The organism is Bacillus sp. AMCV2 (genome assembly GCF_056033925.1).
Map to the genome: position 1 here is coordinate 51,078 of NZ_JBVYIB010000002.1, position 25,334 is coordinate 76,411.

The 25,334-nt window shown below is 43.2% G+C and carries 26 protein-coding genes and 2 tRNA genes; all 28 read left to right on the plus strand.

What is annotated here, in order from left to right:
• Window positions 1-52 precede the first annotated feature (52 nt).
• A complete protein-coding gene (gene prtG, locus AC0OMA_RS00320; RefSeq protein WP_015382563.1) occupies window positions 53-925 on the plus strand; it encodes a sporulation-specific protease PrtG in 873 nt (290 codons plus the stop codon).
• A 210-nt stretch (window positions 926-1,135) separates the two neighbouring features.
• A complete protein-coding gene (veg, locus tag AC0OMA_RS00325; RefSeq protein WP_003218330.1) occupies window positions 1,136-1,396 on the plus strand; it encodes a biofilm formation stimulator Veg in 261 nt (86 codons plus the stop codon).
• 159 nt (window positions 1,397-1,555) lie between these two features.
• Entirely contained in the window at window positions 1,556-1,741 is a 186-nt protein-coding gene (locus tag AC0OMA_RS00330) for a small, acid-soluble spore protein, alpha/beta type (RefSeq protein ID WP_003218333.1), read from the plus strand.
• Between the two features lie 147 nt (window positions 1,742-1,888).
• On the plus strand, window positions 1,889-2,758 hold the full coding sequence (gene ispE / locus AC0OMA_RS00335; RefSeq protein ID WP_003226742.1) for a 4-(cytidine 5'-diphospho)-2-C-methyl-D-erythritol kinase: 870 nt from the start codon (window positions 1,889-1,891) through the stop codon (window positions 2,756-2,758).
• 55 nt (window positions 2,759-2,813) lie between these two features.
• Complete coding sequence (purR, locus tag AC0OMA_RS00340; RefSeq protein WP_003218342.1) at window positions 2,814-3,671, plus strand: pur operon repressor; 858 nt, start codon at window positions 2,814-2,816, stop codon at window positions 3,669-3,671.
• Window positions 3,668-4,045 carry a 2-iminobutanoate/2-iminopropanoate deaminase gene (ridA, locus tag AC0OMA_RS00345; RefSeq protein WP_003226738.1) on the plus strand — a complete coding sequence of 126 codons (378 nt, stop codon included), beginning with the start codon at window positions 3,668-3,670 and terminating at the stop codon, window positions 4,043-4,045. The genes purR and ridA overlap by 4 nt, the downstream gene beginning before the upstream one ends.
• 194 nt (window positions 4,046-4,239) lie before the next feature.
• Complete coding sequence (spoVG, locus tag AC0OMA_RS00350) at window positions 4,240-4,533, plus strand: septation regulator SpoVG (protein WP_003218346.1); 294 nt, start codon at window positions 4,240-4,242, stop codon at window positions 4,531-4,533.
• Window positions 4,534-4,725: 192 nt separating this feature from the next.
• A complete protein-coding gene (gene glmU / locus AC0OMA_RS00355) occupies window positions 4,726-6,096 on the plus strand; it encodes a bifunctional UDP-N-acetylglucosamine diphosphorylase/glucosamine-1-phosphate N-acetyltransferase GlmU (protein WP_474221808.1) in 1,371 nt (456 codons plus the stop codon).
• Between the two features lie 22 nt (window positions 6,097-6,118).
• Complete coding sequence (locus AC0OMA_RS00360) at window positions 6,119-7,072, plus strand: ribose-phosphate diphosphokinase (RefSeq protein ID WP_003218353.1); 954 nt, start codon at window positions 6,119-6,121, stop codon at window positions 7,070-7,072.
• A gap of 84 nt (window positions 7,073-7,156) precedes the next feature.
• Window positions 7,157-7,771 carry a 50S ribosomal protein L25/general stress protein Ctc gene (locus AC0OMA_RS00365; RefSeq protein WP_181218067.1) on the plus strand — a complete coding sequence of 205 codons (615 nt, stop codon included), beginning with the start codon at window positions 7,157-7,159 and terminating at the stop codon, window positions 7,769-7,771.
• A 106-nt stretch (window positions 7,772-7,877) separates the two neighbouring features.
• On the plus strand, window positions 7,878-8,444 hold the full coding sequence (gene pth, locus AC0OMA_RS00370; protein WP_015382565.1) for an aminoacyl-tRNA hydrolase: 567 nt from the start codon (window positions 7,878-7,880) through the stop codon (window positions 8,442-8,444).
• Window positions 8,445-8,503: 59 nt separating this feature from the next.
• Window positions 8,504-8,734: an anti-sigma-F factor Fin gene (fin, locus tag AC0OMA_RS00375; protein ID WP_015482693.1), complete on the plus strand. Its 231-nt coding sequence runs from the start codon at window positions 8,504-8,506 to the stop codon at window positions 8,732-8,734.
• Between the two features lie 69 nt (window positions 8,735-8,803).
• Entirely contained in the window at window positions 8,804-12,337 is a 3,534-nt protein-coding gene (gene mfd, locus AC0OMA_RS00380; protein WP_474221809.1) for a transcription-repair coupling factor, read from the plus strand.
• A 135-nt stretch (window positions 12,338-12,472) separates the two neighbouring features.
• Window positions 12,473-13,009, plus strand: coding sequence for a stage V sporulation protein T (gene spoVT / locus AC0OMA_RS00385; protein WP_003218365.1), 537 nt, complete (start codon window positions 12,473-12,475; stop codon window positions 13,007-13,009).
• A gap of 181 nt (window positions 13,010-13,190) precedes the next feature.
• Window positions 13,191-14,789: a putative polysaccharide biosynthesis protein gene (locus AC0OMA_RS00390; RefSeq protein ID WP_474221810.1), complete on the plus strand. Its 1,599-nt coding sequence runs from the start codon at window positions 13,191-13,193 to the stop codon at window positions 14,787-14,789.
• Window positions 14,779-16,248 carry a bifunctional methyltransferase/pyrophosphohydrolase YabN gene (yabN, locus tag AC0OMA_RS00395; protein ID WP_474221811.1) on the plus strand — a complete coding sequence of 490 codons (1,470 nt, stop codon included), beginning with the start codon at window positions 14,779-14,781 and terminating at the stop codon, window positions 16,246-16,248. Before AC0OMA_RS00390 ends, yabN begins: the two co-directional genes overlap by 11 nt.
• 2 nt (window positions 16,249-16,250) lie before the next feature.
• Window positions 16,251-16,511 carry an RNA-binding S4 domain-containing protein gene (locus tag AC0OMA_RS00400; RefSeq protein WP_003226716.1) on the plus strand — a complete coding sequence of 87 codons (261 nt, stop codon included), beginning with the start codon at window positions 16,251-16,253 and terminating at the stop codon, window positions 16,509-16,511.
• A gap of 78 nt (window positions 16,512-16,589) precedes the next feature.
• Window positions 16,590-16,892 carry a sporulation protein YabP gene (gene yabP / locus AC0OMA_RS00405; protein ID WP_003226714.1) on the plus strand — a complete coding sequence of 101 codons (303 nt, stop codon included), beginning with the start codon at window positions 16,590-16,592 and terminating at the stop codon, window positions 16,890-16,892.
• A complete protein-coding gene (gene yabQ / locus AC0OMA_RS00410) occupies window positions 16,889-17,524 on the plus strand; it encodes a spore cortex biosynthesis protein YabQ (RefSeq protein ID WP_100506888.1) in 636 nt (211 codons plus the stop codon). Before yabP ends, yabQ begins: the two co-directional genes overlap by 4 nt.
• Window positions 17,525-17,541: 17 nt before the next feature.
• Window positions 17,542-17,919 (plus strand): cell division protein DivIC, encoded by a 378-nt coding sequence (gene divIC, locus AC0OMA_RS00415; RefSeq protein ID WP_003243211.1) that lies wholly within the window; start codon window positions 17,542-17,544, stop codon window positions 17,917-17,919.
• Window positions 17,920-17,999: 80 nt separating this feature from the next.
• Window positions 18,000-18,386 carry a S1 domain-containing RNA-binding protein gene (locus tag AC0OMA_RS00420; protein WP_003218379.1) on the plus strand — a complete coding sequence of 129 codons (387 nt, stop codon included), beginning with the start codon at window positions 18,000-18,002 and terminating at the stop codon, window positions 18,384-18,386.
• A gap of 168 nt (window positions 18,387-18,554) precedes the next feature.
• Window positions 18,555-18,631 (plus strand) — tRNA-Met (locus tag AC0OMA_RS00425).
• A 9-nt stretch (window positions 18,632-18,640) separates the two neighbouring features.
• Window positions 18,641-18,712, plus strand: a tRNA-Glu gene (locus tag AC0OMA_RS00430).
• 190 nt (window positions 18,713-18,902) lie between these two features.
• Window positions 18,903-21,386, plus strand: a complete 2,484-nt coding sequence (gene spoIIE, locus AC0OMA_RS00435; RefSeq protein WP_015482694.1) for a stage II sporulation protein E — start codon at window positions 18,903-18,905, stop codon at window positions 21,384-21,386.
• Between the two features lie 84 nt (window positions 21,387-21,470).
• Window positions 21,471-22,208: a vWA domain-containing protein gene (locus AC0OMA_RS00440; RefSeq protein ID WP_003243782.1), complete on the plus strand. Its 738-nt coding sequence runs from the start codon at window positions 21,471-21,473 to the stop codon at window positions 22,206-22,208.
• Complete coding sequence (gene prkT / locus AC0OMA_RS00445) at window positions 22,174-23,190, plus strand: serine/threonine protein kinase PrkT (protein ID WP_015482695.1); 1,017 nt, start codon at window positions 22,174-22,176, stop codon at window positions 23,188-23,190. Before AC0OMA_RS00440 ends, prkT begins: the two co-directional genes overlap by 35 nt.
• Before the next feature lie 103 nt (window positions 23,191-23,293).
• Window positions 23,294-24,712 (plus strand): tRNA lysidine(34) synthetase TilS, encoded by a 1,419-nt coding sequence (gene tilS / locus AC0OMA_RS00450; protein WP_474221812.1) that lies wholly within the window; start codon window positions 23,294-23,296, stop codon window positions 24,710-24,712.
• Window positions 24,709-25,251 (plus strand): hypoxanthine phosphoribosyltransferase, encoded by a 543-nt coding sequence (gene hpt, locus AC0OMA_RS00455; RefSeq protein WP_003226700.1) that lies wholly within the window; start codon window positions 24,709-24,711, stop codon window positions 25,249-25,251. The genes tilS and hpt overlap by 4 nt, the downstream gene beginning before the upstream one ends.
• The last annotated feature ends 83 nt before the right edge of the window (window positions 25,252-25,334 follow it).

Consider the following 25,334-nt stretch of genomic DNA (forward strand, 5'->3'; position numbering starts at 1 on the left):
TCAAGGCTCTTTCTTTCATGATGAGGCTTAGTCTATGTGTGGAGTGAGGAACGTGCAATTTCAAATAGGGGATATGGTAGCCAGAAAATCCTATCAGATGGATGTTTTGTTTCGAATTATAAGAATAGAGCAAACAAGCAAAGGAAATTCAATTGCCATTTTGCATGGAGATGAAGTCAGGCTGATTGCTGATTCGGATTTTTCTGATCTGGTAGCAGTGAAAAAAGATGAGCAGATGATGCGGAAAAAGAAAGATGAGAGCAGAATGAATGAGTCGCTCGAATTACTCCGCCAGGATTATAAACTGCTCAGAGAAAAGCAGGAGTACTATGCGACAAGCCAATATCAGCATCAGGAGCATTATTTCCATATGCCGGGCAAAGTGCTTCATCTGGATGGTGACGAAGCATATCTGAAAAAATGCCTGAATGTCTATAAAAAAATTGGAGTGCCGGTCTATGGCATCCATTGCCATGAAAAGAAAATGTCTGCTTCTATTGAAGAATTGCTCGACAAATATCGACCTGATATCCTGGTGATCACAGGGCATGATGCGTATTCGAAGCAAAAGGGCGGTATTGATGATTTGAATGCGTACAGACATTCTAAGCACTTTGTTGAAACAGTTCAAACAGCCCGAAAAAAGATCCCTCACTTAGATCAGCTTGTTATTTTTGCGGGGGCCTGCCAATCCCATTTTGAATCACTCATCAGAGCGGGGGCGAATTTTGCGAGTTCACCGTCAAGAGTCAATATTCATGCGCTTGATCCGGTATATATCGTCGCGAAGATCAGCTTTACGCCGTTTATGGAACGGATTAATGTATGGGAAGTGCTCCGTAATACGCTGACAAGAGAGAAAGGGCTTGGAGGTATTGAAACAAGAGGAGTTCTGAGAATTGGTATGCCTTATAAGTCCAATTAACAGTTGAAAACCTGCATAGGAGAGCTATGCGGGTTTTTTATTTTACATAATGATACATAATTTACCGAAACTTGCGGAACATAATTGAGGAATCATAGAATTTTGTCAAAATAATTTTATTGACAACGTCTTGTTAACGTTGATATAATTTAAATTTTATTTGACAAAAATGGGCTCGTGTTGTACAATAAATGTAGTGAGGTGGATGCAATGGCGAAGACGTTGTCCGATATTAAAAGATCGCTTGATGGGAATTTAGGTAAAAGGCTGACGTTAAAAGCAAACGGTGGCCGCCGAAAAACGATTGAGCGTTCGGGCATTTTAGCTGAGACGTACCCTTCTGTTTTTGTGATACAACTAGATCAAGACGAGAACTCGTTTGAAAGAGTTTCATACAGTTATGCTGATATTTTGACTGAGACTGTTGAGCTGACATTTAATGATGACGCCGCAAGCTCAGTGGCATTTTAACGGGCAGTGAACCTTTTGTTTACTGCTTTTTGTTTTGCCCTTTTTTGGTTTCCAATAATTTTAACGAAAGTTCCATCTGATTTAACAAAAGATAAAACAGTCACATATTATCGTGACGTGCACGAATGGCTATCACTTCTAAAAAAGGGGTTGTTTCGTTTGGGCAGACGTCGTGGAGTTATGTCAGATGAGTTTAAATATGAGCTGGCTAAAGACCTTGGTTTTTATGACACAGTAAAAAATGGCGGCTGGGGCGAAATTCGGGCTCGCGATGCCGGTAACATGGTGAAGCGTGCTATTGAAATCGCCGAACAGCAAATGGCTCAGAATCAGAATAACCGATAAGGATGTGACCCGGGGGACGTGCTGTTCCCTGGTTTTTTTATTTTGGATATAAATACATAATGGGCTGAATATGGATATGTTCATCCTGTACTTCAAATGTGATACAATGTTCATACTTATGTTTAGATGGAGAAGTAGGTGAAAGCTATGCGTATTTTAGAAAAAGCGCCAGCTAAGATCAATCTGTCACTTGACGTCACCCGAAAACGCCCGGATGGCTATCATGAAGTCGAAATGATCATGACGACAATTGATTTAGCTGATCGAATTGAATTGACGGAGCTGGCAGAGGATGAAGTGAGGGTTTCCTCCCACAACCGATTTGTGCCTGATGACCAAAGAAACTTAGCTTATCAGGCTGCCAAGCTGATCAAGGACAGATACAACGTGAAAAAGGGAGTTTCCATCATGATTACGAAGGTAATTCCGGTGGCTGCCGGTCTTGCCGGCGGAAGCAGTGATGCGGCGGCGACGCTCAGAGGGCTGAACAGACTGTGGAATTTAAATCTGTCCGCGGAAACGCTTGCTGAGCTTGGAGCGGAAATTGGCTCTGACGTTTCATTTTGTGTCTATGGCGGAACTGCATTAGCAACAGGGCGCGGCGAGAAAATTAAACATATCAGCACGCCTCCGCACTGCTGGGTCATTTTAGCGAAGCCGACAATCGGTGTTTCAACTGCTGAAGTGTACAGAGCGCTGAAACTGGATGGTATAGAGCATCCTGATGTACAAGGCATGATCGAGGCGATAGAAGAAAAGAGTTTTCAGAAAATGTGCAGCCGTTTAGGCAATGTGCTTGAATCTGTTACGCTCGATATGCATCCTGAAGTTGCGATGATCAAAAACCAGATGAAACGCTTTGGTGCAGATGCCGTGTTAATGAGCGGGAGCGGCCCGACAGTGTTTGGACTGGTTCAGTATGAGTCAAAGGTGCAGAGAATTTATAACGGGTTAAGAGGCTTCTGCGATCAAGTTTATGCGGTGAGAATGATCGGCGAACAGAACGCTCTTGATTAAATCCGTATGTTAAGTTATATTGATCTTAAAATATTCGGATTTTGGGGGTAAGTTCATGAAGTTTCGTCGCAGCGGCAGATTGGTGGACTTAACAAATTATTTGTTAACCCATCCGCACGAGTTAATACCGCTAACCTTTTTCTCTGAGCGGTATGAATCTGCAAAATCATCGATCAGTGAAGATTTAACAATTATTAAACAAACCTTTGAACAGCAGGGGATCGGTACTTTGCTTACTGTTCCCGGAGCTGCCGGAGGCGTTAAATATATTCCGAAAATGAAGCAGGCCGAAGCTGAAGAGTTTGTGCAGACACTTGGACAGTCGCTGGCAAATCCTGAGCGTATCCTTCCGGGCGGTTATGTATATTTAACGGATATCTTAGGAAAGCCATCTGTACTCTCCAAGGTAGGGAAGCTGTTTGCTTCCGTGTTTGCAGAGCGCGAAATTGATGTTGTCATGACCGTTGCCACGAAAGGCATCCCTCTTGCGTACGCAGCTGCAAGCTATTTGAATGTGCCTGTTGTGATCGTTCGTAAAGACAATAAGGTAACAGAGGGCTCCACAGTCAGCATTAATTACGTTTCAGGCTCCTCAAACCGCATTCAAACAATGTCACTTGCGAAAAGAAGCATGAAAACGGGTTCAAACGTACTCATTATTGATGACTTTATGAAAGCAGGCGGCACAATTAATGGTATGATTAACCTGTTGGATGAGTTTAACGCAAATGTGGCGGGAATCGGCGTCTTAGTTGAAGCCGAAGGAGTAGATGAACGTCTTGTTGATGAATATATGTCACTTCTTACTCTTTCAACCATCAACATGAAAGAGAAGTCCATTGAAATTCAGAATGGCAATTTTCTGCGTTTTTTTAAAGACAATCTTTTAAAGAATGGAGAGACAGAATCATGACAAAAGCAGTCCACACAAAACATGCCCCAGCGGCAATCGGGCCTTACTCACAAGGGATTATCGTCAACAATATGTTTTACAGCTCAGGTCAAATCCCTTTGACTCCTTCAGGCGAAATGGTGAACGGCGATATTAAGGAGCAGACTCATCAAGTATTCAGCAATTTAAAGGCGGTTCTGGAAGAAGCGGGTGCTTCTTTTGAAACAGTTGTAAAAGCAACTGTATTTATCGCGGATATGGAACAGTTTGCGGAAGTAAACGAAGTGTACGGACAATACTTTGACACTCACAAACCGGCGAGATCTTGTGTTGAAGTCGCGAGACTCCCGAAGGATGCGTTAGTCGAGATTGAAGTTATTGCACTGGTGAAATAATAAGAAAAGTGATTCTGGGAGAGCCCGGGATCACTTTTTTATTTACCTTATGCCCGAAATGAAAGCTTTATGACCTAATTGTGTAACTATATCCTATTTTTTCAAAAAATATTTTAAAAACGAGCAGGATTTCAGAAAAAATCGTGGAATTGATACACTAATGCTTTTATATAGGGAAAAGGTGGTGAACTACTGTGGAAGTTACTGACGTAAGATTACGCCGCGTGAATACCGATGGTCGCATGAGAGCGATTGCATCCATCACGCTGGATCACGAATTTGTTGTACATGATATTCGTGTGATTGATGGAAACAATGGTCTTTTCGTTGCGATGCCGAGTAAACGCACCCCTGATGGAGAGTTCCGCGATATTGCTCATCCTATTAATTCAAGCACGCGAGGAAAGATTCAAGATGCCGTGTTAAATGAGTATCATCGTCTGGGTGACACTGAAGCATTAGAATTCGAAGAAGCTGGAGCTTCTTAAAAAATAACCAAAAAGCAAGGACTGCTGAAAGGGCTGACATAAGCCTTTTGCCGGCGGTCCTTTTTTAATTCTGATTTTTCAAACTTAGTTGCACTCAATAGAAAATTCTTGCACTTCATGAAGTCTCCTTGAAATCAGAAGATATTTAGGATATATTTTTCTATGGATAAAAGGGATATTGGAGGCCAATAAATGGATAAGCGGTTTGCAGTTGTTTTAGCGGCTGGACAAGGAACGAGAATGAAATCGAAGCTTTATAAAGTCCTTCATCCAGTTTGCGGTAAGCCTATGGTAGAGCACGTCGTGGACGAAGCCTTAAAATTATCTTTATCGAAGCTTGTCACGATTGTCGGACATGGTGCGGAAGAAGTGAAAAAGCAGCTTGGTGATAAAAGCGAGTACGCGCTTCAAGCAGAACAGCTTGGCACTGCTCATGCTGTAAAACAGGCACAGCCATTTCTTGCTGACGAAAAAGGCGTCACGATTGTCATTTGCGGAGATACGCCGCTTTTGACAGCAGAGACGATGGAACAGATGCTGAAAGAACATACACAAAGAGAAGCGAAAGCTACGATTTTAACTGCGGTTGCAGAAGATCCAACCGGATACGGCCGCATTATTCGCAGCGAAAACGGAGCGGTTCAAAAAATCGTTGAGCATAAGGACGCCTCTGAAGAGGAACGTCTTGTAACTGAGATCAATACCGGTACGTATTGTTTTGACAATGAAGCGCTATTCCGGGCTATTGATCAGGTGTCTAATGATAATGCCCAAGGCGAGTATTATTTGCCGGATGTCATAGAGATTCTTAAAAATGAAGGCGAAACTGTTGCCGCTTACCAGACTGGTAATTTCCAAGAAACGCTCGGAGTTAATGATAGAGTTGCTCTTTCTCAGGCAGAACAATTTATGAAAGAGCGTATTAATAAACGGCATATGCAAAATGGCGTGACGTTGATTGACCCGATGAATACGTATATTTCTCCTGACGCTGTTATCGGAAGCGATACTGTGATTTACCCTGGAACTGTGATTAAAGGTGAGGTGCAAATCGGAGAAGATACGATTATTGGCCCTCATACGGAGATTATGAATAGTGCCATTGGCAGCCGTACTGTGATTAAACAATCGGTAGTCAATCACAGTAAAGTGGGGAATGATGTAAACATAGGACCTTTTGCTCACATCAGACCTGATTCTGTCATCGGGAATGAAGTGAAGATCGGGAATTTTGTAGAAATTAAAAAGACTCAATTCGGAGACCGAAGCAAGGCATCTCATCTAAGCTATGTCGGCGATGCTGAGGTAGGCACTGATGTAAACCTGGGCTGCGGTTCAATTACTGTCAATTATGATGGAAAGAATAAGTATTTGACAAAAATTGAAGATGGCGCGTTTATCGGCTGCAATTCCAACTTGGTTGCCCCTGTCACAGTCGGAGAAGGCGCTTATGTGGCGGCAGGTTCAACTGTTACGGAAGATGTACCTGGAAAAGCACTTGCTATTGCCAGAGCGAGACAAGTAAATAAAGACGGTTATGTGAAAAATATTCATAAAAAATAATCCTAAATTCGGAGGTTTATCCATGTCTAATCAATACGGAGATAAGAATTTAAAGATTTTTTCTTTGAATTCGAATCCAGAGCTTGCAAAAGAAATCGCAGATATAGTTGGAGTTCAATTAGGGAAATGTTCTGTCACAAGATTTAGTGACGGGGAAGTCCAAATTAATATCGAAGAAAGTATTCGCGGATGTGATTGTTACATCATCCAGTCTACAAGTGACCCCGTTAACGAGCATATTATGGAACTGCTGATTATGGTAGATGCGTTAAAACGCGCTTCTGCAAAAACGATTAACATTGTTATTCCTTATTACGGTTATGCGCGTCAAGACAGAAAAGCAAGATCCCGTGAGCCAATCACAGCTAAACTTTTCGCTAACCTGCTTGAAACAGCCGGTGCGACTCGTGTGATTGCACTTGACCTGCATGCGCCGCAAATTCAAGGATTCTTTGATATACCGATTGACCACTTAATGGGTGTTCCGATTTTAGGAGAATATTTTGAAGGCAAAAATCTTGAAGATATCGTCATTGTTTCACCAGACCATGGCGGTGTGACACGTGCCCGCAAACTGGCTGACCGACTAAAAGCGCCGATTGCGATTATCGATAAACGCCGTCCGCGTCCAAACGTGGCGGAAGTCATGAATATTGTAGGTAACATCGAAGGGAAGACTGCTATCCTCATCGATGACATTATTGATACTGCAGGTACGATTACACTTGCTGCTAATGCGCTCGTTGAAAACGGAGCGAAAGAAGTATATGCATGCTGTACACACCCTGTACTATCAGGCCCTGCGGTTGAACGGATTAATAATTCAACAATTAAAGAGCTTGTTGTGACAAACAGCATCAAGCTTCCTGAAGAAAAGAAAATTGAACGCTTTAAGCAGCTTTCAGTCGGACCGCTACTGGCCGAGGCGATTATTCGCGTTCATGAGCAGCAATCAGTCAGCTATCTGTTCAGCTAAACCATTTTTCGAGGTTTAAATCCTTATCGTTATGGGTATTGTTTGTAATAGGACAACTAAAACGACAATAGGATGGTGCTGAATATGGCAACTTTAACGGCAAAAGAAAGAACGGACTTTACTCGTTCGTCTCTTCGGAATATCCGTACTTCAGGACATGTTCCAGGTATCATATATGGGAAGGATACGGGCAACAAACCTGTGTCATTAGACAGTGTGGAGCTCATCAAAACGCTGAGGGACGAAGGCAAAAATGCAGTCATTACGCTTGAGGTCAGCGGAGAAAAACACTCAGTCATGGTAACAGACCTGCAGACGGACCCGCTGAAAAATGAAGTCACTCATGCTGATTTTCAAGTAGTTAATATGAGTGAGGACATTGAAGTGGAAGTTCCGATTCATCTGACCGGAGAAGCCATTGGAGTGAAAAACGGGGGCGTACTGCAGCAGCCGTTATATGCACTTACTGTAAAGGCCAAGCCAAAAGCCATTCCGCAAACGATTGAGGCTGATATTTCAAGCCTCGATGTAAATGAAGTACTGACGATTGCGGATTTGCCTGCTGGCGGTGACTACTCCTTTAATCATGAATCAGATGAGGTTGTGGCTTCAATCCTTCCTCCGCAGCAGCAGGAAGCAGCTGAGGTCGATGAAGAGGAATCTGCCGATGCTCAGCCAGAAGGTGAAAACGAACAATAATAGCTTAAGGCGTAACCCTCCCGCGGTTACGTCTTTTGTGCTAGAATGAGAAGAATTATAGCCCGTTTATGAAGACGGGAGTTATGTGACTAAGGGAGGATTCGCCATGCTTGTGATTGCCGGTCTCGGAAACCCGGGGAAGAACTATGAAAATACACGGCATAATGTCGGATTTATGGTGATAGATCAGCTTGCAAAGGAATGGAATATAGAGCTGAATCAAAATAAATTTAACGGATTATACGGAACCGGATTTGTTTCCGGCAAAAAGGTTCTACTTGTAAAACCGCTTACATATATGAATTTATCAGGAGAATGTTTGCGGCCTTTAATGGACTACTATGATGTCGATAACGAAGATTTGACAGTCATTTACGACGACCTTGACCTTCCTACTGGCAAGATCCGTTTAAGAACGAAAGGAAGCGCCGGAGGGCACAATGGCATCAAATCACTGATCCAGCATCTTGGTACATCCGAGTTTGACCGTATCCGCATCGGAATCGGCCGGCCTGTAAACGGCATGAAGGTCGTTGATTATGTGTTAGGCTCCTTTACCAAGGAGGAGGCACCTGAGATCGAAGGAGCGGTTGATAAATCTGTGAAGGCTTGTGAGGCTTCTTTGAGTAAACCGTTTTTAGAAGTCATGAACGAATTTAACGCAAAGGTATAAAATGTAACAACAAAGTCCATACTACACCAAAATGACTTTTTCATCAGGAGGTCCCTTGTATGGCTTTGCATTATTATTGTCGTCATTGCGGAGTGAAAGTAGGCAGTCTCGAATCTTCAATGGTATCGACAGACTCACTTGGATTTCAGCACTTAACAAATGAGGAAAGAAACGATATGATTTCTTATAAAGAAAATGGAGATGTCCATGTTTTGACGATATGTGAAGACTGCCAAGAGGCGCTTGACCGAAATCCGCATTACCACGAAAATCACACATTTATTCAATAAAAAGCTTTGGTGTAGACACTAGACCAAAGCGTTTTTCTGTTCTCACAGGAAACAGAGAGGAGGGGCCATATGGACAACATTCAAACCTTTATAAAAGAAAGCGATGACTTTAAATCCATCATCAACGGTTTACACGAGGGCCTGAAGGAACAGCTGCTCGCCGGTCTGTCGGGTTCCGCGCGTTCTGTTTTTACTTCTGCTCTGGCTAATGAAACGAATAAGCCTATCTTTTTAATCACCCATAACTTATATCAAGCCCAGAAAGTAACAGATGATCTGACTTCACTTCTAGAGGATCGGTCTGTCCTTTTGTACCCCGTCAATGAACTCATTTCATCAGAAATCGCAGTTGCAAGCCCTGAATTGCGGGCACAGCGATTAGATGTCATTAATAGACTAACGAATGGAGAAGCGCCAATTGTCGTTGCTCCGGTAGCTGCAATCAGAAGAATGCTGCCGCCTGTAGAGGTGTGGAAAAGCAGCCAGATGCTCATTCAGGTAGGCCATGATATCGAACCTGACCAGCTTGCCTCACGGCTGGTAGAGGTAGGGTATGAGCGGTCTGATATGGTTTCTGCGCCTGGGGAATTCAGTATTCGCGGGGGAATCATTGACATTTATCCGCTGACTTCAGAGAATCCGGTGAGAATTGAACTTTTTGACACCGAGGTGGATTCAATCCGCAGCTTTAATTCAGATGATCAGCGGTCAATTGAGACCCTTACCTCGATCAATATCGGTCCCGCGAAGGAATTAATTATCAGACCGGAAGAAAAAGCGCGGGCGATGGAGAAAATCGATAGTGGTCTTGCCGCGAGCCTGAAAAAATTAAAGGCTGACAAACAAAAAGAAATACTTCATGCGAATATTTCTCACGATAAAGAACGCTTGTCTGAAGGCCAGACAGATCAGGAGCTCGTGAAGTATCTCTCATATTTCTATGAAAAGCCTGCTAGTTTACTAGATTATACACCTGATAATACACTTCTGATTTTGGATGAAGTCAGTCGGATTCATGAGATGGAAGAACAGCTTCAAAAAGAAGAAGCGGAGTTTATCACAAATCTTCTTGAGGAAGGGAAGATTTTGCATGACATTCGTTTGTCATTCAGCTTCCAAAAAATAGTGGCTGAGCAAAAACGGCCTCTGCTGTACTACTCTTTATTTTTGCGGCATGTACACCATACGAGCCCGCAAAATATCGTCAATGTGTCAGGCCGGCAAATGCAGAGTTTCCATGGCCAAATGAACGTGCTTGCGGGCGAAATGGAGCGTTTTAAAAAATCAAATTTCACTGTTGTGTTCTTAGGAGCAAACAAGGAACGTACACAGAAATTGTCATCTGTTTTGGCTGATTATGATATCGAGGCCGCCGTGACAGACAGCAAAAAAGCGCTTGTTCAGGGACAGGTCTATATCATGGAAGGCGAGCTCCAATCGGGATTTGAGCTGCCGTTAATGAAGCTTGCCGTTATCACGGAAGAAGAACTGTTCAAAAACCGTGTAAAGAAGAAGCCGCGAAAACAGAAGCTTACCAATGCAGAGCGCATCAAAAGCTATTCTGAGCTTCAAATTGGAGATTATGTCGTTCATATTAATCACGGGATCGGAAAATACCTGGGGATCGAAACTCTTGAAATCAACGGCATTCATAAAGACTATTTAAATATACATTATCAGGGCAGTGACAAGCTTTACGTCCCTGTAGAACAAATTGATCAGGTGCAAAAATATGTCGGCTCCGAAGGAAAAGAGCCAAAGCTGTATAAATTAGGCGGTAGTGAATGGAAGCGGGTCAAGAAAAAAGTAGAGACATCCGTTCAGGATATTGCTGATGACTTAATTAAGCTGTATGCCGAAAGAGAAGCGAGCAAGGGCTATGCGTTTTCTCCTGACCATGAGATGCAGCGTGAATTCGAATCGGCTTTCCCTTATCAAGAGACTGAGGATCAGCTCCGTTCTATTCACGAAATCAAAAAAGACATGGAAAGAGAACGTCCGATGGACCGCTTGCTGTGCGGAGATGTGGGCTACGGTAAAACAGAGGTTGCCATACGTGCCGCGTTTAAGGCGATCGGTGACGGAAAGCAGGTAGCTCTGCTCGTTCCGACAACAATTTTGGCACAGCAGCACTATGAAACCATAAAAGAGCGCTTCCAGGACTATCCGATTAATATCGGCCTTCTCAGCAGGTTCAGAACGAGAAAAGAAGCAAACGAAACAATCAAAGGGCTGAAAAACGGAACGGTTGATATCGTCATCGGGACGCACCGGCTGCTATCAAAGGATGTCGTGTATAAAGACTTAGGGCTCCTCATCATTGATGAAGAACAGCGTTTCGGTGTAACCCATAAAGAAAAGATCAAGCAAATAAAAGCCAATGTTGATGTATTAACGTTAACAGCAACGCCGATTCCGCGTACGCTGCATATGTCTATGCTTGGCGTAAAGGACCTTTCAGTCATCGAGACTCCGCCGGAAAATCGCTTCCCCGTACAGACGTATGTTGTGGAATATAACGGCGCTCTTGTCAGAGAGGCGATTGAACGTGAGCTTGCACGCGGAGGCCAGGTCTATTTCTTGTACAACCGGGTAGAGGACATTGAGCGGAAAGCGGATGAAATTTCAATGCTAGTCCCTGACGCGAAGGTAGCATATGCGCATGGGAAAATGACAGAAAATGAATTAGAAACCGTTATGCTAAGTTTTCTTGAAGGAGAATCAGACGTTCTCGTCAGCACAACCATTATCGAAACTGGCGTGGACATCCCGAACGTCAATACGCTGATCGTATTTGACGCCGACAAGATGGGACTTTCTCAGCTTTACCAGCTGCGGGGGCGTGTCGGCCGTTCTAACCGTGTGGCGTATGCGTACTTCACGTATCGCCGGGATAAAGTGCTGACAGAAGTGGCTGAAAAAAGGCTGCAGGCTATTAAAGAATTCACAGAGCTAGGTTCCGGTTTTAAAATCGCAATGCGTGACTTAACGATTCGCGGAGCCGGGAATCTTCTTGGTGCCCAGCAGCATGGCTTCATCGATTCGGTCGGATTTGACCTCTATTCACAAATGCTGAAGGAGGCCATTGAGGAGCGTAAAGGAGACACAGCGAAGACAGAGCAGTTTGAAACAGAAATTGATGTCGAGCTTGATGCGTATATTCCGGAAACTTATATTCAAGACGGCAAACAGAAAATTGATATGTATAAACGCTTCAGGTCTGTGGCGACAATCGAAGAGAAGAATGAGCTTCAAGATGAAATGATCGACCGCTTTGGAAACTATCCAAAAGAGGTCGAATACTTGTTTACTGTTGCAGAAATGAAGGTCTATGCGAGACAGGAACGTGTCGAGCTGATTAAGCAGGATAAAGATGCTGTCAGATTGACGATTTCTGAAGAAGCAAGTGCTGAAATTGACGGACAGAAGCTGTTTGAGCTTGGCAATCAATATGGCAGACAAATCGGACTGGGAATGGAAGGGAAAAAACTCAAAATCTCCATACAGACGAAAGGTCGTAGTGCTGATGAATGGCTCGACACCGTGCTGGGCATGCTGAAGGGCTTAAAAGATGTGAAAAAGCAAACCATTTCATCAACGTAAATTTTGTTACTCTCTGGTGTATATTACATTTGATGTGACGGATACTAATTTCAAGCGAGGCGGAAGGTACATAAAGTAACTGCTTTAGGTCTTTCCCACATGTATATACCATCAAATGAAAGAGAGGCACCAGAGATGAAAGCAACCGGTATCGTACGTCGTATTGATGACTTAGGTCGGGTCGTGATTCCTAAAGAAATTCGAAGAACTCTGAGAATCAGGGAAGGCGATCCGCTTGAGATTTTTGTAGATCGTGACGGAGAAGTGATTTTGAAAAAGTACTCTCCGATCAGTGAGCTTGGAGACTTTGCAAAGGAGTATGCAGACGCGCTTTACGACAGCCTCGGCCATTCAGTGCTGATTTGTGATCGTGATGTATATATTGCCGTGTCCGGCAGCTCCAAAAAAGATTACTTAAACAAGTCAATCAGCGAAATGCTGGAAAGAACAATGGATCAGCGCAGCTCCGTGCTTGAGAGTGATGCGAAATCAGTACAGCTTGTGAATGGAATTGATGAGGACATGAATTCTTATACTGTCGGCCCAATTGTGGCGAACGGTGATCCGATAGGTGCTGTGGTGATCTTTTCAAAAGATCAGACAATGGGCGAAGTAGAGCATAAAGCCGTTGAAACAGCAGCTGGATTTTTGGCTCGTCAAATGGAACAGTAGGTCTTATTCCTTTCTTCGAAAATAGGTATGTAAAGAACAGCTCTCCTTGGGACGCTGTTCTTTTTCATGCGTGCCGAAAAAGGAATCCAAGGGTTGGGATGTGGTATAATAACCTCGTTTTTATTTGTGCCGCGGTAATACGTGAACCGTATTGCCCCTGACGTTGGGAAGGAGCTTTTGGATGGACAATTCAATAGGCGTTAAACGGCATTGGATTTGGCAGGGGGCTTTTGTTTTAATTCTGGCAGGCGTCATCACAAAAATTTTAAGTGCCGTTTACAGAGTCCCGTTTCAAAACATTGTCGGCGATGTTGGATTTTATATATATCAGCAGGTATATCCCTTTCTTGGTATTGCCGTCATGCTGTCCACATCAGGATTTCCAGTCATTATTTCAAAGCTGATGAATGATTATAGTGAAAAAAATCATCACACCATATTAAAAATATCAGCGTTATTTTTGTCTTTAATCGGTATTTTATTATTTCTTTGTTTATATTTGGGTGCTGTTCCTATTGCACTCTTTATGGGAGATTCGCATCTAGCCGTGTTAATTCAAGTGACCGCGTACGCGTTTCTGCTGTTCCCATTTGTTGCGTTGCTTAGAGGCGGTTTTCAGGGGCGGCACGAAATGCTCCCTTCAGCCTTATCACAGATGACAGAGCAGTTTCTGCGTGTTGCAGTGCTCTTGGGTTTATCATTTTGGCTCGTGAAAAAGGAAGCCTCGCTTTATACTGCGGGAGCGGCAGCCGCTTCAGGCTCTCTTGCCGGAAGTTTGGTTGCATTGGTGATACTGGGGTTTTTTTGGTTCAAAACAAAAAGAGACAACCAAACGGATAGGCAAAACGAAAATGTCATCACAACAAAAGAATTGACGAAAAAACTGCTTTTATATTCGGTTACAATCTGTGTAAGCAGTTTGCTGCTTTTGTTTATCCAGCTTGTTGATGCTTTGAATTTATATGCATTGCTTTCGGGCGGTGAGGCAAGCGAAGAAGCAAAACGCCTAAAGGGGATCTATGATAGGGGACAACCCTTGCTGCAGCTCGGTTCAATTTTCGCGGTGAGCATTGCGACGTCACTCGTTCCGTATATTTCTATGGCCGTAAAAAACAATGAGCTGAAGATCATGAAAGAAAAAATCACGTCATCTTTGAAACTATGCCTTGTGCTCGGTACGGGCGCAGCGGCTGGGTTGATTTGCATTCTAAAGCCGGTGAATATCATGCTGTTTCAAAATGGAGAAGGGACAGGTGCGTTACAAGTATTTAGCTGCTCCATTTTGTTTGCATCTATGGCGGTAACGGCAGCGGCAGTCTTACAGGGAGCGGGGTACACAGTTTTTCCTGCGATAGCGGTGGGAGCGGGTGTTGCAGTGAAATGGGTGTTAAACACACTTTTGGTTCCGCGCTATGGGATTGAAGGCGCATCGCTTGCGACAGCGGCTTCCTTTGCGGCTGTCGCCGGCCTTAACTTGTATCAGCTTCGGCAAAAGGAATGGCTCGATAAGCTTAGAGGCGTTTTGATTCCGATTATTGGATCTGCTCTTTTGATGTCAGCTGTCTTGCTTGCGTATATGCGTTTCTGGACTTTTTTGTTTCCTGCTAAAGGAAGAGGAGCGGCTGTGATTGAGAGTCTTTCTGCTGTTGTCATTGGTGGCGCGGTGTTTATTTATTGTATGATGAGATTGGGAATATTTACAGATGAAGAGCTGAACAGTGTGCCATTCGGCAGCAAGTTAAGCAAATTCATGAGAAGGAGAGAACAAAATGGCGGGTAAAATTACTGTCGTCGGACTTGGTGCCGGAGACATGGACCAATTGACAATTGGTATACACAAGCTGCTGACGAAGGCAGATACGCTGTATGTCAGAACCAAGGATCATCCTTTAATTGAGGAGCTTGAAAAAGAAACGAAGAACATCCGTTTCTTTGATGATATATATGAGAAACATGATCAGTTCGAGGCGGTATATGAAGAAATTGCAGATATCCTCTTTGAAGCGGCGCGGCGTGAGGACGTGGTTTATGCTGTGCCGGGACACCCTTTTGTCGCAGAAAAAACAGTTCAGCTGCTGACGGAGCGGCAGGAAAAGGAAAACGTTCAAGTGAAAGTAGCGGGAGGACAAAGCTTTCTTGATGCCACATTTAATTCTTTGCAAATTGACCCGATTGAAGGTTTTCAATTTGTGGATGCCGGCACATTGTCCGCGGATGAGCTTGAGCTCAGACATCATCTGATCATATGTCAGGTTTACGACCAAATGACGGCTTCTGAAGTCAAGCTGACATTGATGGAGAAGCTGCCTGATGATTATGAGGTCGTCATTGTGACTGCAGCAGGCAGCCGTGGCGAGGAGATCAGGACAGTGCCATTATTTGAGCTGGACCGCAATGTCGCCTTGAACAACTTAACAAGTGTGTATATTCCGCCGATTAAAGAAGAGAAGCTGCTTTATCACGAATTCTCCACGTTTCGAAGCATCATCAGAGAGCTTCGCGGACCTAATGGATGTCCGTGGGATAAAAAGCAGACGCATCAGTCATTAAAGCAGTACATGATTGAAGAATGTTATGAGCTTCTCGAAGCTATTGACGAAGAAGACACAGACCATATGATCGAAGAGCTTGGCGACGTTTTGCTTCAGGTCTTGCTTCACGCGCAAATTGGTGAAGATGAAGGTTATTTCACAATTGATGATGTCATAAAAGGAATCAGTGAAAAAATGGTCCGAAGACATCCCCATGTGTTTAAAGATGTTAAGGTTCAGGATGAAAACGATGTTTTGGCCAATTGGGAAGATATAAAAAAGGCCGAAAAAAATACATCTGAATCATCGTTACTAGACAGTGTGCCGAAAACCCTTCCAGCTCTTTCGAAAGCTGCTAAATTGCAGAAAAAAGCAGCGAAGGTCGGTTTTGACTGGGAAGACGTCAGCGATATTTGGGAAAAGGTAAGTGAGGAAATGAAGGAGTTTTCTTCTGAGGTTTCTGAAGCTCCTCATGAACACAATCTTAAAGCCGAGTTTGGCGACATTTTGTTCGCGCTGGTGAATGTAGCCCGCTTCTACAAAATAGAGCCGGAGGAAGCGCTGACTATGACTAATGACAAATTCCGGAGACGGTTCTCATACATTGAAGAAACAGCGAAGGAAAAGGGAATTGAGCTGGCTGATATGTCTCTTGAGGACATGGACAAACTGTGGAACGAAGTAAAAGAAACTGAGAGGAAATCATAGATATGAGATTAGATAAATTTTTAAAAGTATCACGGCTGATCAAACGACGTACACTAGCGAAGGAAGTAGCAGACCAAGGACGAATCTCTATAAACGGAAACCAGGCGAAAGCAAGCTCTGACGTAAAACCGGGAGATGAACTAACGGTCCGCTTCGGCCAAAAGCTTGTAACGGTTCAAGTTAATGAATTGAAAGACACGACGAAAAAAGAAGAAGCTGCAAACATGTACACGATTCTAAAAGAAGAAAAACTCGGCGAATAGGCTTGTTCTAAAAAAATCCCCCACCTCATACAATGCAGTAATAATGCTAAAAGTATCGAGGATATGGGGGCTGAATAGATGAATTCATATTATGATCAAAAAGGTTCTTCGTCTGTTCCGGAACAGCATGATGTGACAATGAAAGGCCGGAAGCATTTAGATATTTCTGGGGTTAAGCATGTGGAGAGTTTTGATAACGAAGAATTCCTGCTGGAAACGGTGATGGGAATGCTCTCCGTCAGAGGCCAAAACCTGCAGATGAAAAATCTTGATGTGGAAAAAGGGATTGTTTCGATTAAAGGCAGGGTATTTGATTTAGTGTACTTAGACGAACAACAAGGGGATAAAGCTAAAGGGTTTTTTAGCAAGTTGTTTAAATGACGCTGACGACACAATTCTATACAATGCTGGCGATGTCCGGTATGGGTCTCTGGCTTGGTGCTTCGCTTGATACATACCGGCTCTTTGTCATTCGTGCCAAAACAGCCAGATGGCTATTATTTATTCATGATATTCTTTTCTGGATTGTGCAAGGGCTGCTTTTCTTTTATGTCTTGCTTCATGTAAATGAGGGAGAATTCAGGATTTACATCTTTTTAGCGGTTCTGCTGGGCGTTGCGACGTATCAGAGCCTTTGCAAACGAATCTATATAAAAATACTGAAATTCATCATTTACCTTGTTGTTTCTGTTTATCAATTCTTCAAAAAACTCATTCAGCACGTGTTATTTCGTCCTATTGTGTGGACATGCGGAGCGATCATCTGGATGGCGGCATTTTTATTCAAGAAAACATACAGCCTGATAGGTTTTCTCCTGCTGTGTCTATATAAAATAGTCATGGTTCTGTGTTTTCCGATCCGTTTTATCGCGAAACAATGTTTGAAACTTCTTCCTGTGAAAATGCGTCTAACTTTTAGACGTTATTTTGAAAAAGGTGCAGGATTTCTCAAAAAGAAGAAGAAACTATTGATAACCATAAGAACGACCATTACACGGTTTTTGAAGAAATGAAAGGAGGACCGTCTGGTTTGAATTTTTCCAGGGAACGAACGATAACTGAAATACAAAACGACTATAAAGAACAAGTAGAACGGCAAAATCAGCTGAAGAAACGAAGACGCAAAGGGCTGTACAGACGGTTAACTGTATTCGGCGCCCTAGTATTCCTGACGGCAATTGTGCTGGCAAGCTCTGTATGGTCCCAAACATCTTCCCTTAGTGCAAAAGAAGAAAAGAAAGAACAGCTTGAAAAAGAACTGAAAAGTTTAAAGACAAAACAAACAGATTTAAAAGAAGAAATATCCAAATTGAAGGATGAGGATTACGTCACAGAGCTTGCCAGAAGGGACTTATTCATGTCTGGAGACGGAGAAATTATCTTCAATGTGGAGAAGAAGAGCAAGTAGCCTTGTTGACACTTAAATTTTTATTTAGGTATAATTAAGCAAACGATCTTTTTATAAGCCTAAGGAGGAGCACTTTTTTTATGTCGATTGAAGTTGGCAGCAAGTTGCAAGGGAAAATTACAGGTATTACAAATTTTGGAGCATTTGTTGAATTGCCTGGAGGCTCAACCGGTCTCGTTCACATTAGTGAGGTAGCTGATAATTATGTCAAAGACATTAACGACCACTTAAAAGTCGGCGACCAAGTTGAAGTGAAAGTCATCAACGTTGAAAAAGACGGGAAAATTGGTTTATCTATTAAAAAAGCTAAAGACCGTCCGCAAGCCAGACCTAGAAATGATTTCCGTCCGAAAGAATCTTTTGAACAGAAAATGAATAAGTTTTTAAAAGACAGCGAAGATCGCTTGTCATCTTTAAAACGCAATACGGAATCAAAACGTGGAGGGCGCGGAGCAAGAAGAGGATAACTTGCTGCTTTCTATAAAATAAATGAAGCATCCGTTCATCCCGACGGATGCTTTTTTATTATCCTCACCCTCTTTAAGAGTCAGAAAATTACAACATTAAAGTTTCTGTTGACGAAAGAGACAAACCTTTGTATTATATAACTTGTGCTTAGAAGCACAAAACAATATGGCGGTGTAGCTCAGCTGGCTAGAGCGTACGGTTCATACCCGTGAGGTCGGGGGTTCGATCCCCTCCGCCGCTACCATATTTGTTTGGCCCGTTGGTCAAGCGGTTAAGACACCGCCCTTTCACGGCGGTAACACGGGTTCGAATCCCGTACGGGTCATCCTAAAAAATCGGTTTCTCTTGCAGAAGCCGATTTTTTTCATTTTTAGACAACATTTCGGACATAAACGAATATCAAGGCAGAAACCGTCGAAGATTTCTTTGGTATTGTTACCTTCTTTTGACAAAATCCTATCTGTGCTTTCGCTATAATGACAGGCAACGAATATAACAGGTGGGAGATGAGAGGAATGGAAAAAGCAGAAAGAAGAGTGAACGGGCCAATGGCGGGACAAGCTTTGGAAAAACTCCAATCGTTTTTTAACAGGGGCACGAAGCTGGTGACTCATCATTTGCATTCACTGTTTTTCTATAAAGGATTCATTTATGTTGTCATCGGATTTTTGCTTGGACGTGCTTTCATATTATCCGAAGTGCTTCCTTTCGCACTTCCTTTCTTTGGAGCGATGCTTCTCATCAGAAGAGACAAAGCGTTTTATGCGGTTTTGGCTGTGCTTGCAGGTGCGCTGACCATTTCTCCAAAGCACTCATTGCTCATACTGGCGGCATTGCTGGCATTCTTTGTATTTTCTAAAGTTGCTGCCTTCATTACCGACGATCGTGTAAAAGCACTCCCGATTGTCGTGTTCTTCTCCATGACTGCAGCAAGAGCCGGGTTTGTTTATGCCCAAAATGGCGTATTTACAACCTATGATTATGTAATGGCTATCGTTGAGGCTGGACTTTCGTTTATCTTAACACTGATTTTTCTCCAGAGCCTTCCGATTTTCACTGTGAAAAAAGTGAAACAATCATTAAAAATAGAGGAAATTATCTGCTTTATGATTCTTATTGCTTCTGTTTTAACGGGGCTGGCCGGCTTGTCCTACCAAGGAATGCAGGCAGAACATATATTGGCTCGTTATGTTGTATTGAGTTTTTCCTTTATTGGCGGAGCAAGCATTGGCTGTACGGTTGGTGTTGTGACCGGCCTGATTCTTGGCTTGGCGAATATCGGAAACCTCTATCAGATGAGTCTGCTTGCTTTTTCCGGTTTATTAGGCGGTTTGCTGAAGGAAGGAAAAAAAGCGGGTGCAGCAATCGGTCTGATCGTTGGATCACTTCTTATATCTTTATATGGTGAAGGCTCTGCCGGTCTGATGACAACGCTCTATGAGTCATTAATCGCAGTCGGCCTGTTTTTGCTCACACCTCAATCTATTACAAGGAAAGTGGCGAGATATATTCCGGGAACTGTCGAGCATCTTCAAGAGCAACAGCAATACGCTAGAAAAATCCGTGATGTCACTGCTCAGAAGGTAGACCAGTTCTCCAATGTATTTCACGCGCTGTCTGAAAGCTTTGCAACCTTTTACCAAGCATCAGACGAACAGACAGATGACAGCGAAGTTGATCTGTTCTTAAGCAAAATCACGGAGCATTCCTGTCAGACGTGCTACAAGAAAAACAGGTGCTGGGTACAGAACTTTGATAAAACATATGACTTAATGAAACAAGTTATGCTTGAAACAGAGGAAAAAGAATATGCATCAAACCGAAGGCTGAAAAAAGAGTTTCAACAGCATTGTTCTAAATCAAAGCAGGTTGAAGAGCTGATTGAGGATGAGCTCGCACATCATCATGCCCATTTGACACTCAAGAAAAAAGTCCAAGACAGCAGGCGTCTTGTTGCTGAACAGCTTTTAGGCGTTTCTGAAGTCATGGCCGACTTTTCTCGGGAAATAAAAAGAGAGCGAGAACAGCACTTTCTGCAGGAAGAGCAAATCATAGAGGCACTCCAACATTTCGGAATTGAGATTCAGCATGTCGAGATCTATAGCCTTGAACAAGGAAATATCGATATTGAAATGACCATTCCGTTCAGCGGACATGGAGAAAGTGAAAAAATCATTGCCCCTATGCTGTCTGACATTCTGGAAGAACAAATTCTTGTGAAAGCCGAACAGCACTCTCCGCATCCGAATGGATACAGCCATGTCGCCTTTGGTTCAACAAAATCATACAGGGTGTCCACGGGAGCTGCTCACGCTGCGAAGGGCGGCGGCCTTGTCTCCGGCGACAGCTACAGCATGATGGAGCTTGGAGCCAGAAAATATGCTGCAGCAATCAGTGACGGAATGGGCAATGGCGCAAGAGCGCATTTTGAAAGCAATGAAACGATCAAGCTTCTTGAAAAAATCCTTGAATCGGGAATTGATGAAAAAATAGCAATTAAAACGATCAACAGCATACTGTCTCTAAGGACAACTGATGAAATATATTCCACGCTTGACCTGTCTATTATCGATCTTCAAGATGCTAGCTGTAAATTTTTGAAGGTTGGATCGACGCCTAGCTTTATCAAACGGGGTGACCAGGTCATGAAAGTTCAAGCGAGCAATCTGCCAATCGGTATTATTAATGAATTCGATGTGGAGGTTGTGAGTGAACAGCTGAAAGCGGGTGACCTCTTAATTATGATGAGTGATGGCATTTTTGAGGGGCCTAAGCATGTGGAAAATCACGACTTATGGATGAAGCGTAAAATGAAAGGGTTGAAAACAAATGACCCGCAGGAGATTGCCGATTTGCTTATGGAAGAAGTCATCCGCACAAGATCCGGTCAAATTGAGGACGATATGACTGTTGTTGTCGTCCGGATTGATCACAATACACCGAAGTGGGCATCCATTCCTGTTCCGGCAATCTTTCAAAACAAACAAGAAATTTCATAACGCTTCCGTATAAATCAAATTTCTTCTGGCGAAGATGGGAATATATGAATCTGAGAATCCTCGTATTCTCCAGGAGGAATGAATGTGAACAACGGACATTTAAATCAAATTTTGCTGATAACGGATGGCTGCTCAAACCATGGGGAAGACCCGCTTGCGATGGCTGCTTTTGCTAAAGAGCAGGGGATTACGGTAAATGTCATTGGTATAATGGAAGAAAATCAAATTGACCCTGAGGCAATGAAGGAAGTCGAAGGGATTGCGCTTGCCGGAGGAGGCGTGCACCAAGTCGTTTATGCATCTCAGCTTTCACAAACTGTTCAAATGGTAACAAAAAAAGCGATGACGCAAACCTTACAAGGTGTAGTCAATCAAGAACTGAAACAGATTCTCGGAAAGAATGTGGAAATGGAAGAGCTTTCTCCGGAAAAACGCGGCGAAGTCATGGAAGTGGTCGACGAGCTTGGAGAAACGGTGCATCTTCAGGTTTTGGTTCTTGTTGATACAAGTGCAAGTATGGCGCCAAAGCTTCCAACAGTAAAAGAGGCGCTGATTGATTTGTCTGTAAGCCTCAATTCCCGAATCGGGAATAACGAATTTGCGATGTGTATATTTCCCGGGAAAAAACAAGAGGTCGAGCTTGTGCTGAACTGGACACCGAAGCTGCAATCTCTTTCCACACTCTTTGCAAAGCTTTCGACAGGCGGCATCACGCCGACAGGTCCGGCAATTCGTGAAGCGACACTGCAGTTTGAAAAAATACGCTCAAGAAGGGGCATGCTGGCAGATGATGAACGACGCTTTGACGAGTTTGGCATGTAGCCTCAAGCCGGGTACGACAATCAAAGGCAAGTGGAATGGAAACACTTATACATTGCGTAAACAGCTTGGTAAAGGGGCCAATGGAATTGTGTATTTGGCAGAAGCATCAGATGGACATGTTGCCTTAAAGGTGAGTGATGACAGCCTGTCTATTACTTCTGAAGTGAATGTCTTGAAATCTTTCTCAAAGGCCCAGTCCGTTACGATGGGGCCTTCTTTTTTTGATACGGATGATGCCTATATTCCCAGTGCCAATACGAAAGTTTCATTTTATGCAATGGAATACATAAAAGGGCCGCTGCTTTTGAAGTATGTCAGTGATAAAGGAGCAGAGTGGATACCGGTATTAATGATTCAGCTGTTATCCAGCTTATCGGTGCTTCACCAGCAAGGATGGATATTCGGCGATCTTAAACCTGATAATCTGATCGTAACTGGTCCGCCCGCAAGGATCCGCTGCATTGATGTGGGCGGCACGACAAAGGAAGGCCGGGCGATAAAAGAGTATACGGAGTTTTATGACAGAGGCTATTGGGGGTATGGAACAAGAAAGGCAGAGCCATCCTATGATCTGTTCGCAGTTGCCATGATTATGATCAACAGTGTGCATAAAAAAGAATTTAAGAAAACGAACCAGCCCAAAGAACAGCTTAGGTCTCTCATCGAAGGAAACCCGCTGCTTCAAAAGTATAAAAAAGTGCTTTTTTCAGCCTTGAACGGAGATTATCAATCCGCAGATGAAATGAAGAAGGATATGCTAGACGCGGGGCAAAAAGCAGCACAAAGAAAACAGCCTATAAAAGCATCACCGCAGCCTGCCACACGACAAAGACAGCAAAAACCGCGCCAAGGAAAAATAACGAAGACGCGATATACCCCAAAACAGAAACCGGCTAAGTCGGGGGGGTTATTTGAAACAACGCTTATCGTGATCAGTGTTTTAGCGCTTTATTTCGCCTATATTGTCTTTTTCTTAATCTGAATGGTGCAAACTGCAGAGCCTATGCTTCTTCTTTGCTTGGAGGGGTTGAAAGTGTTAGGATATGAATATCTTTAAAATACCTGCTCATTGTGAGGAGGACATTGTGAAAAGTGTCAAAGATTTTTTAAACAAACACAATCTTACGTTAAAAGGGGCGACAATCATTGTAGGCGTTTCCGGCGGTCCGGACTCAATGGCTCTTCTTCACGCGTTGCATACATTATGCGGCCGTTCAGCGAATGTTATTGCAGCTCACGTTGATCATCGGTTCAGAGGTGCGGAATCCGAGGAGGACATGCGTTTCGTCCAAGCTTATTGTAAAGCTGAACAGCTCGTGTGCGAAACGGCTCAAATCAATGTAACCGCATATGCACAGGAAAAAGGACTCAATAAGCAGGCTGCAGCACGCGATTGCCGCTACCGGTTTTTTGAGGAAATTATGTCGAAGCACCAAGCGGACTATCTGGCGCTTGCACATCATGGTGATGACCAGGTTGAAACAATGCTTATGAAACTTGCTAAGGGTACGCTTGGAACGGGACTTGCGGGAATGCAGCCGGTTAGACGATTTGGGACGGGGCGGATCATCAGGCCGTTCTTAACCATTACAAAGGAAGAGATCCTTCACTATTGCCGTGAAAATGGCTTGAGCTACCGGACGGATGAAAGCAACGCCAAAGATGACTACACAAGAAACAGATTAAGAAAAACAGTGCTCCCGTTTTTGAAGCAGGAATCTCCTGATGTGCATAAAAGGTTTCAGAAAGTGAGTGAAGCACTGACGGAAGATGAGCAATTCTTACAGTCATTAACGAAAGATGAAATGAATAAAGTAATCACAAGCCAGTCTAATACATCAGTTGAAATCAATTCCTCTCAATTGCTTGCCCTCCCGATGCCTTTACAAAGAAGAGGAGTTCAACTAATATTAAACTATCTTTATGAAAACGTTCCATCATCCTTTTCAGCCCATCACATTCAGCAGTTTCTCGATTGGGCGGAAAATGGCAGTCCTTCAGGAGTATTGGACTTTCCGAAAGGACTGAAGGTGGTCAAATCATATCAGACATGTTTGTTTACATTTGAACAATGGCAGTGCAAAAATGTTCCCTTTGAATACCAAATTAGCGGAGCTGCTGATGAAACGGCAGTGCTCCCCAATGGATATCTGATAGAGGCAAAGCATTATGCGGACTCGCCTGAAGAACATGGGAATGCTGTTTTTATCACAAGTGAAAAAAAGGTGCGGTTTCCCTTAACAATCCGGACGAGAAAAGCTGGAGACCGGATCAAACTAAAAGGGATGAACGGCTCAAAAAAGGTAAAGGATATATTTATTGATAAGAAACTGCCTCTCCAAGAAAGAGACAACTGGCCGATTGTGACGGACGCAAGCGGTGAAATTATCTGGATACCTGGCTTGAAAAAATCAATTTTTGAAGATCTTGTGATTCCAAACAGCGACCGCATTGTATTACAATATAGACAGCATGAAAAGTGTAGGGGGCAAGCAAAATCATGATGAAACATGATATCGAGAAAGTACTGATCTCAGAGGAAGAGATACAAAAGAAAGTAAAAGAGTTAGGTGCAGAATTAACGAGCGAGTATCAAGATACATTTCCGTTGGCAATAGGTGTGTTAAAAGGAGCACTTCCTTTTATGGCGGATCTTATCAAGCATATTGATACATATTTGGAAATGGATTTCATGGATGTATCAAGCTACGGAAATTCTACGGTTTCTTCTGGAGAAGTCAAAATCATTAAAGATTTGGATACATCTGTAGAGGGCCGGGACATCTTAATTATTGAAGATATCATCGACAGTGGGTTAACCTTAAGTTATCTCGTAGAGCTCTTCCGATACCGTAAAGCAAAATCAATTAAGATTGTTACCCTTTTGGATAAACCGAGCGGAAGAAAAGCGGACATCAAAGCAGACTTTGTCGGTTTTGAAGTTCCTGACGCGTTTGTAGTGGGTTACGGACTTGATTATGCTGAGCGCTATCGCAATCTGCCTTATATCGGAGTGTTAAAACCGGCAGTTTATGAAAGCTGATCGGCAGCCTGCTTCCGAGATGGTTATTGTTTGTATTGGAATGATTTTCTATGGTACTATTGAACATAGTTGTGCTTACTGTG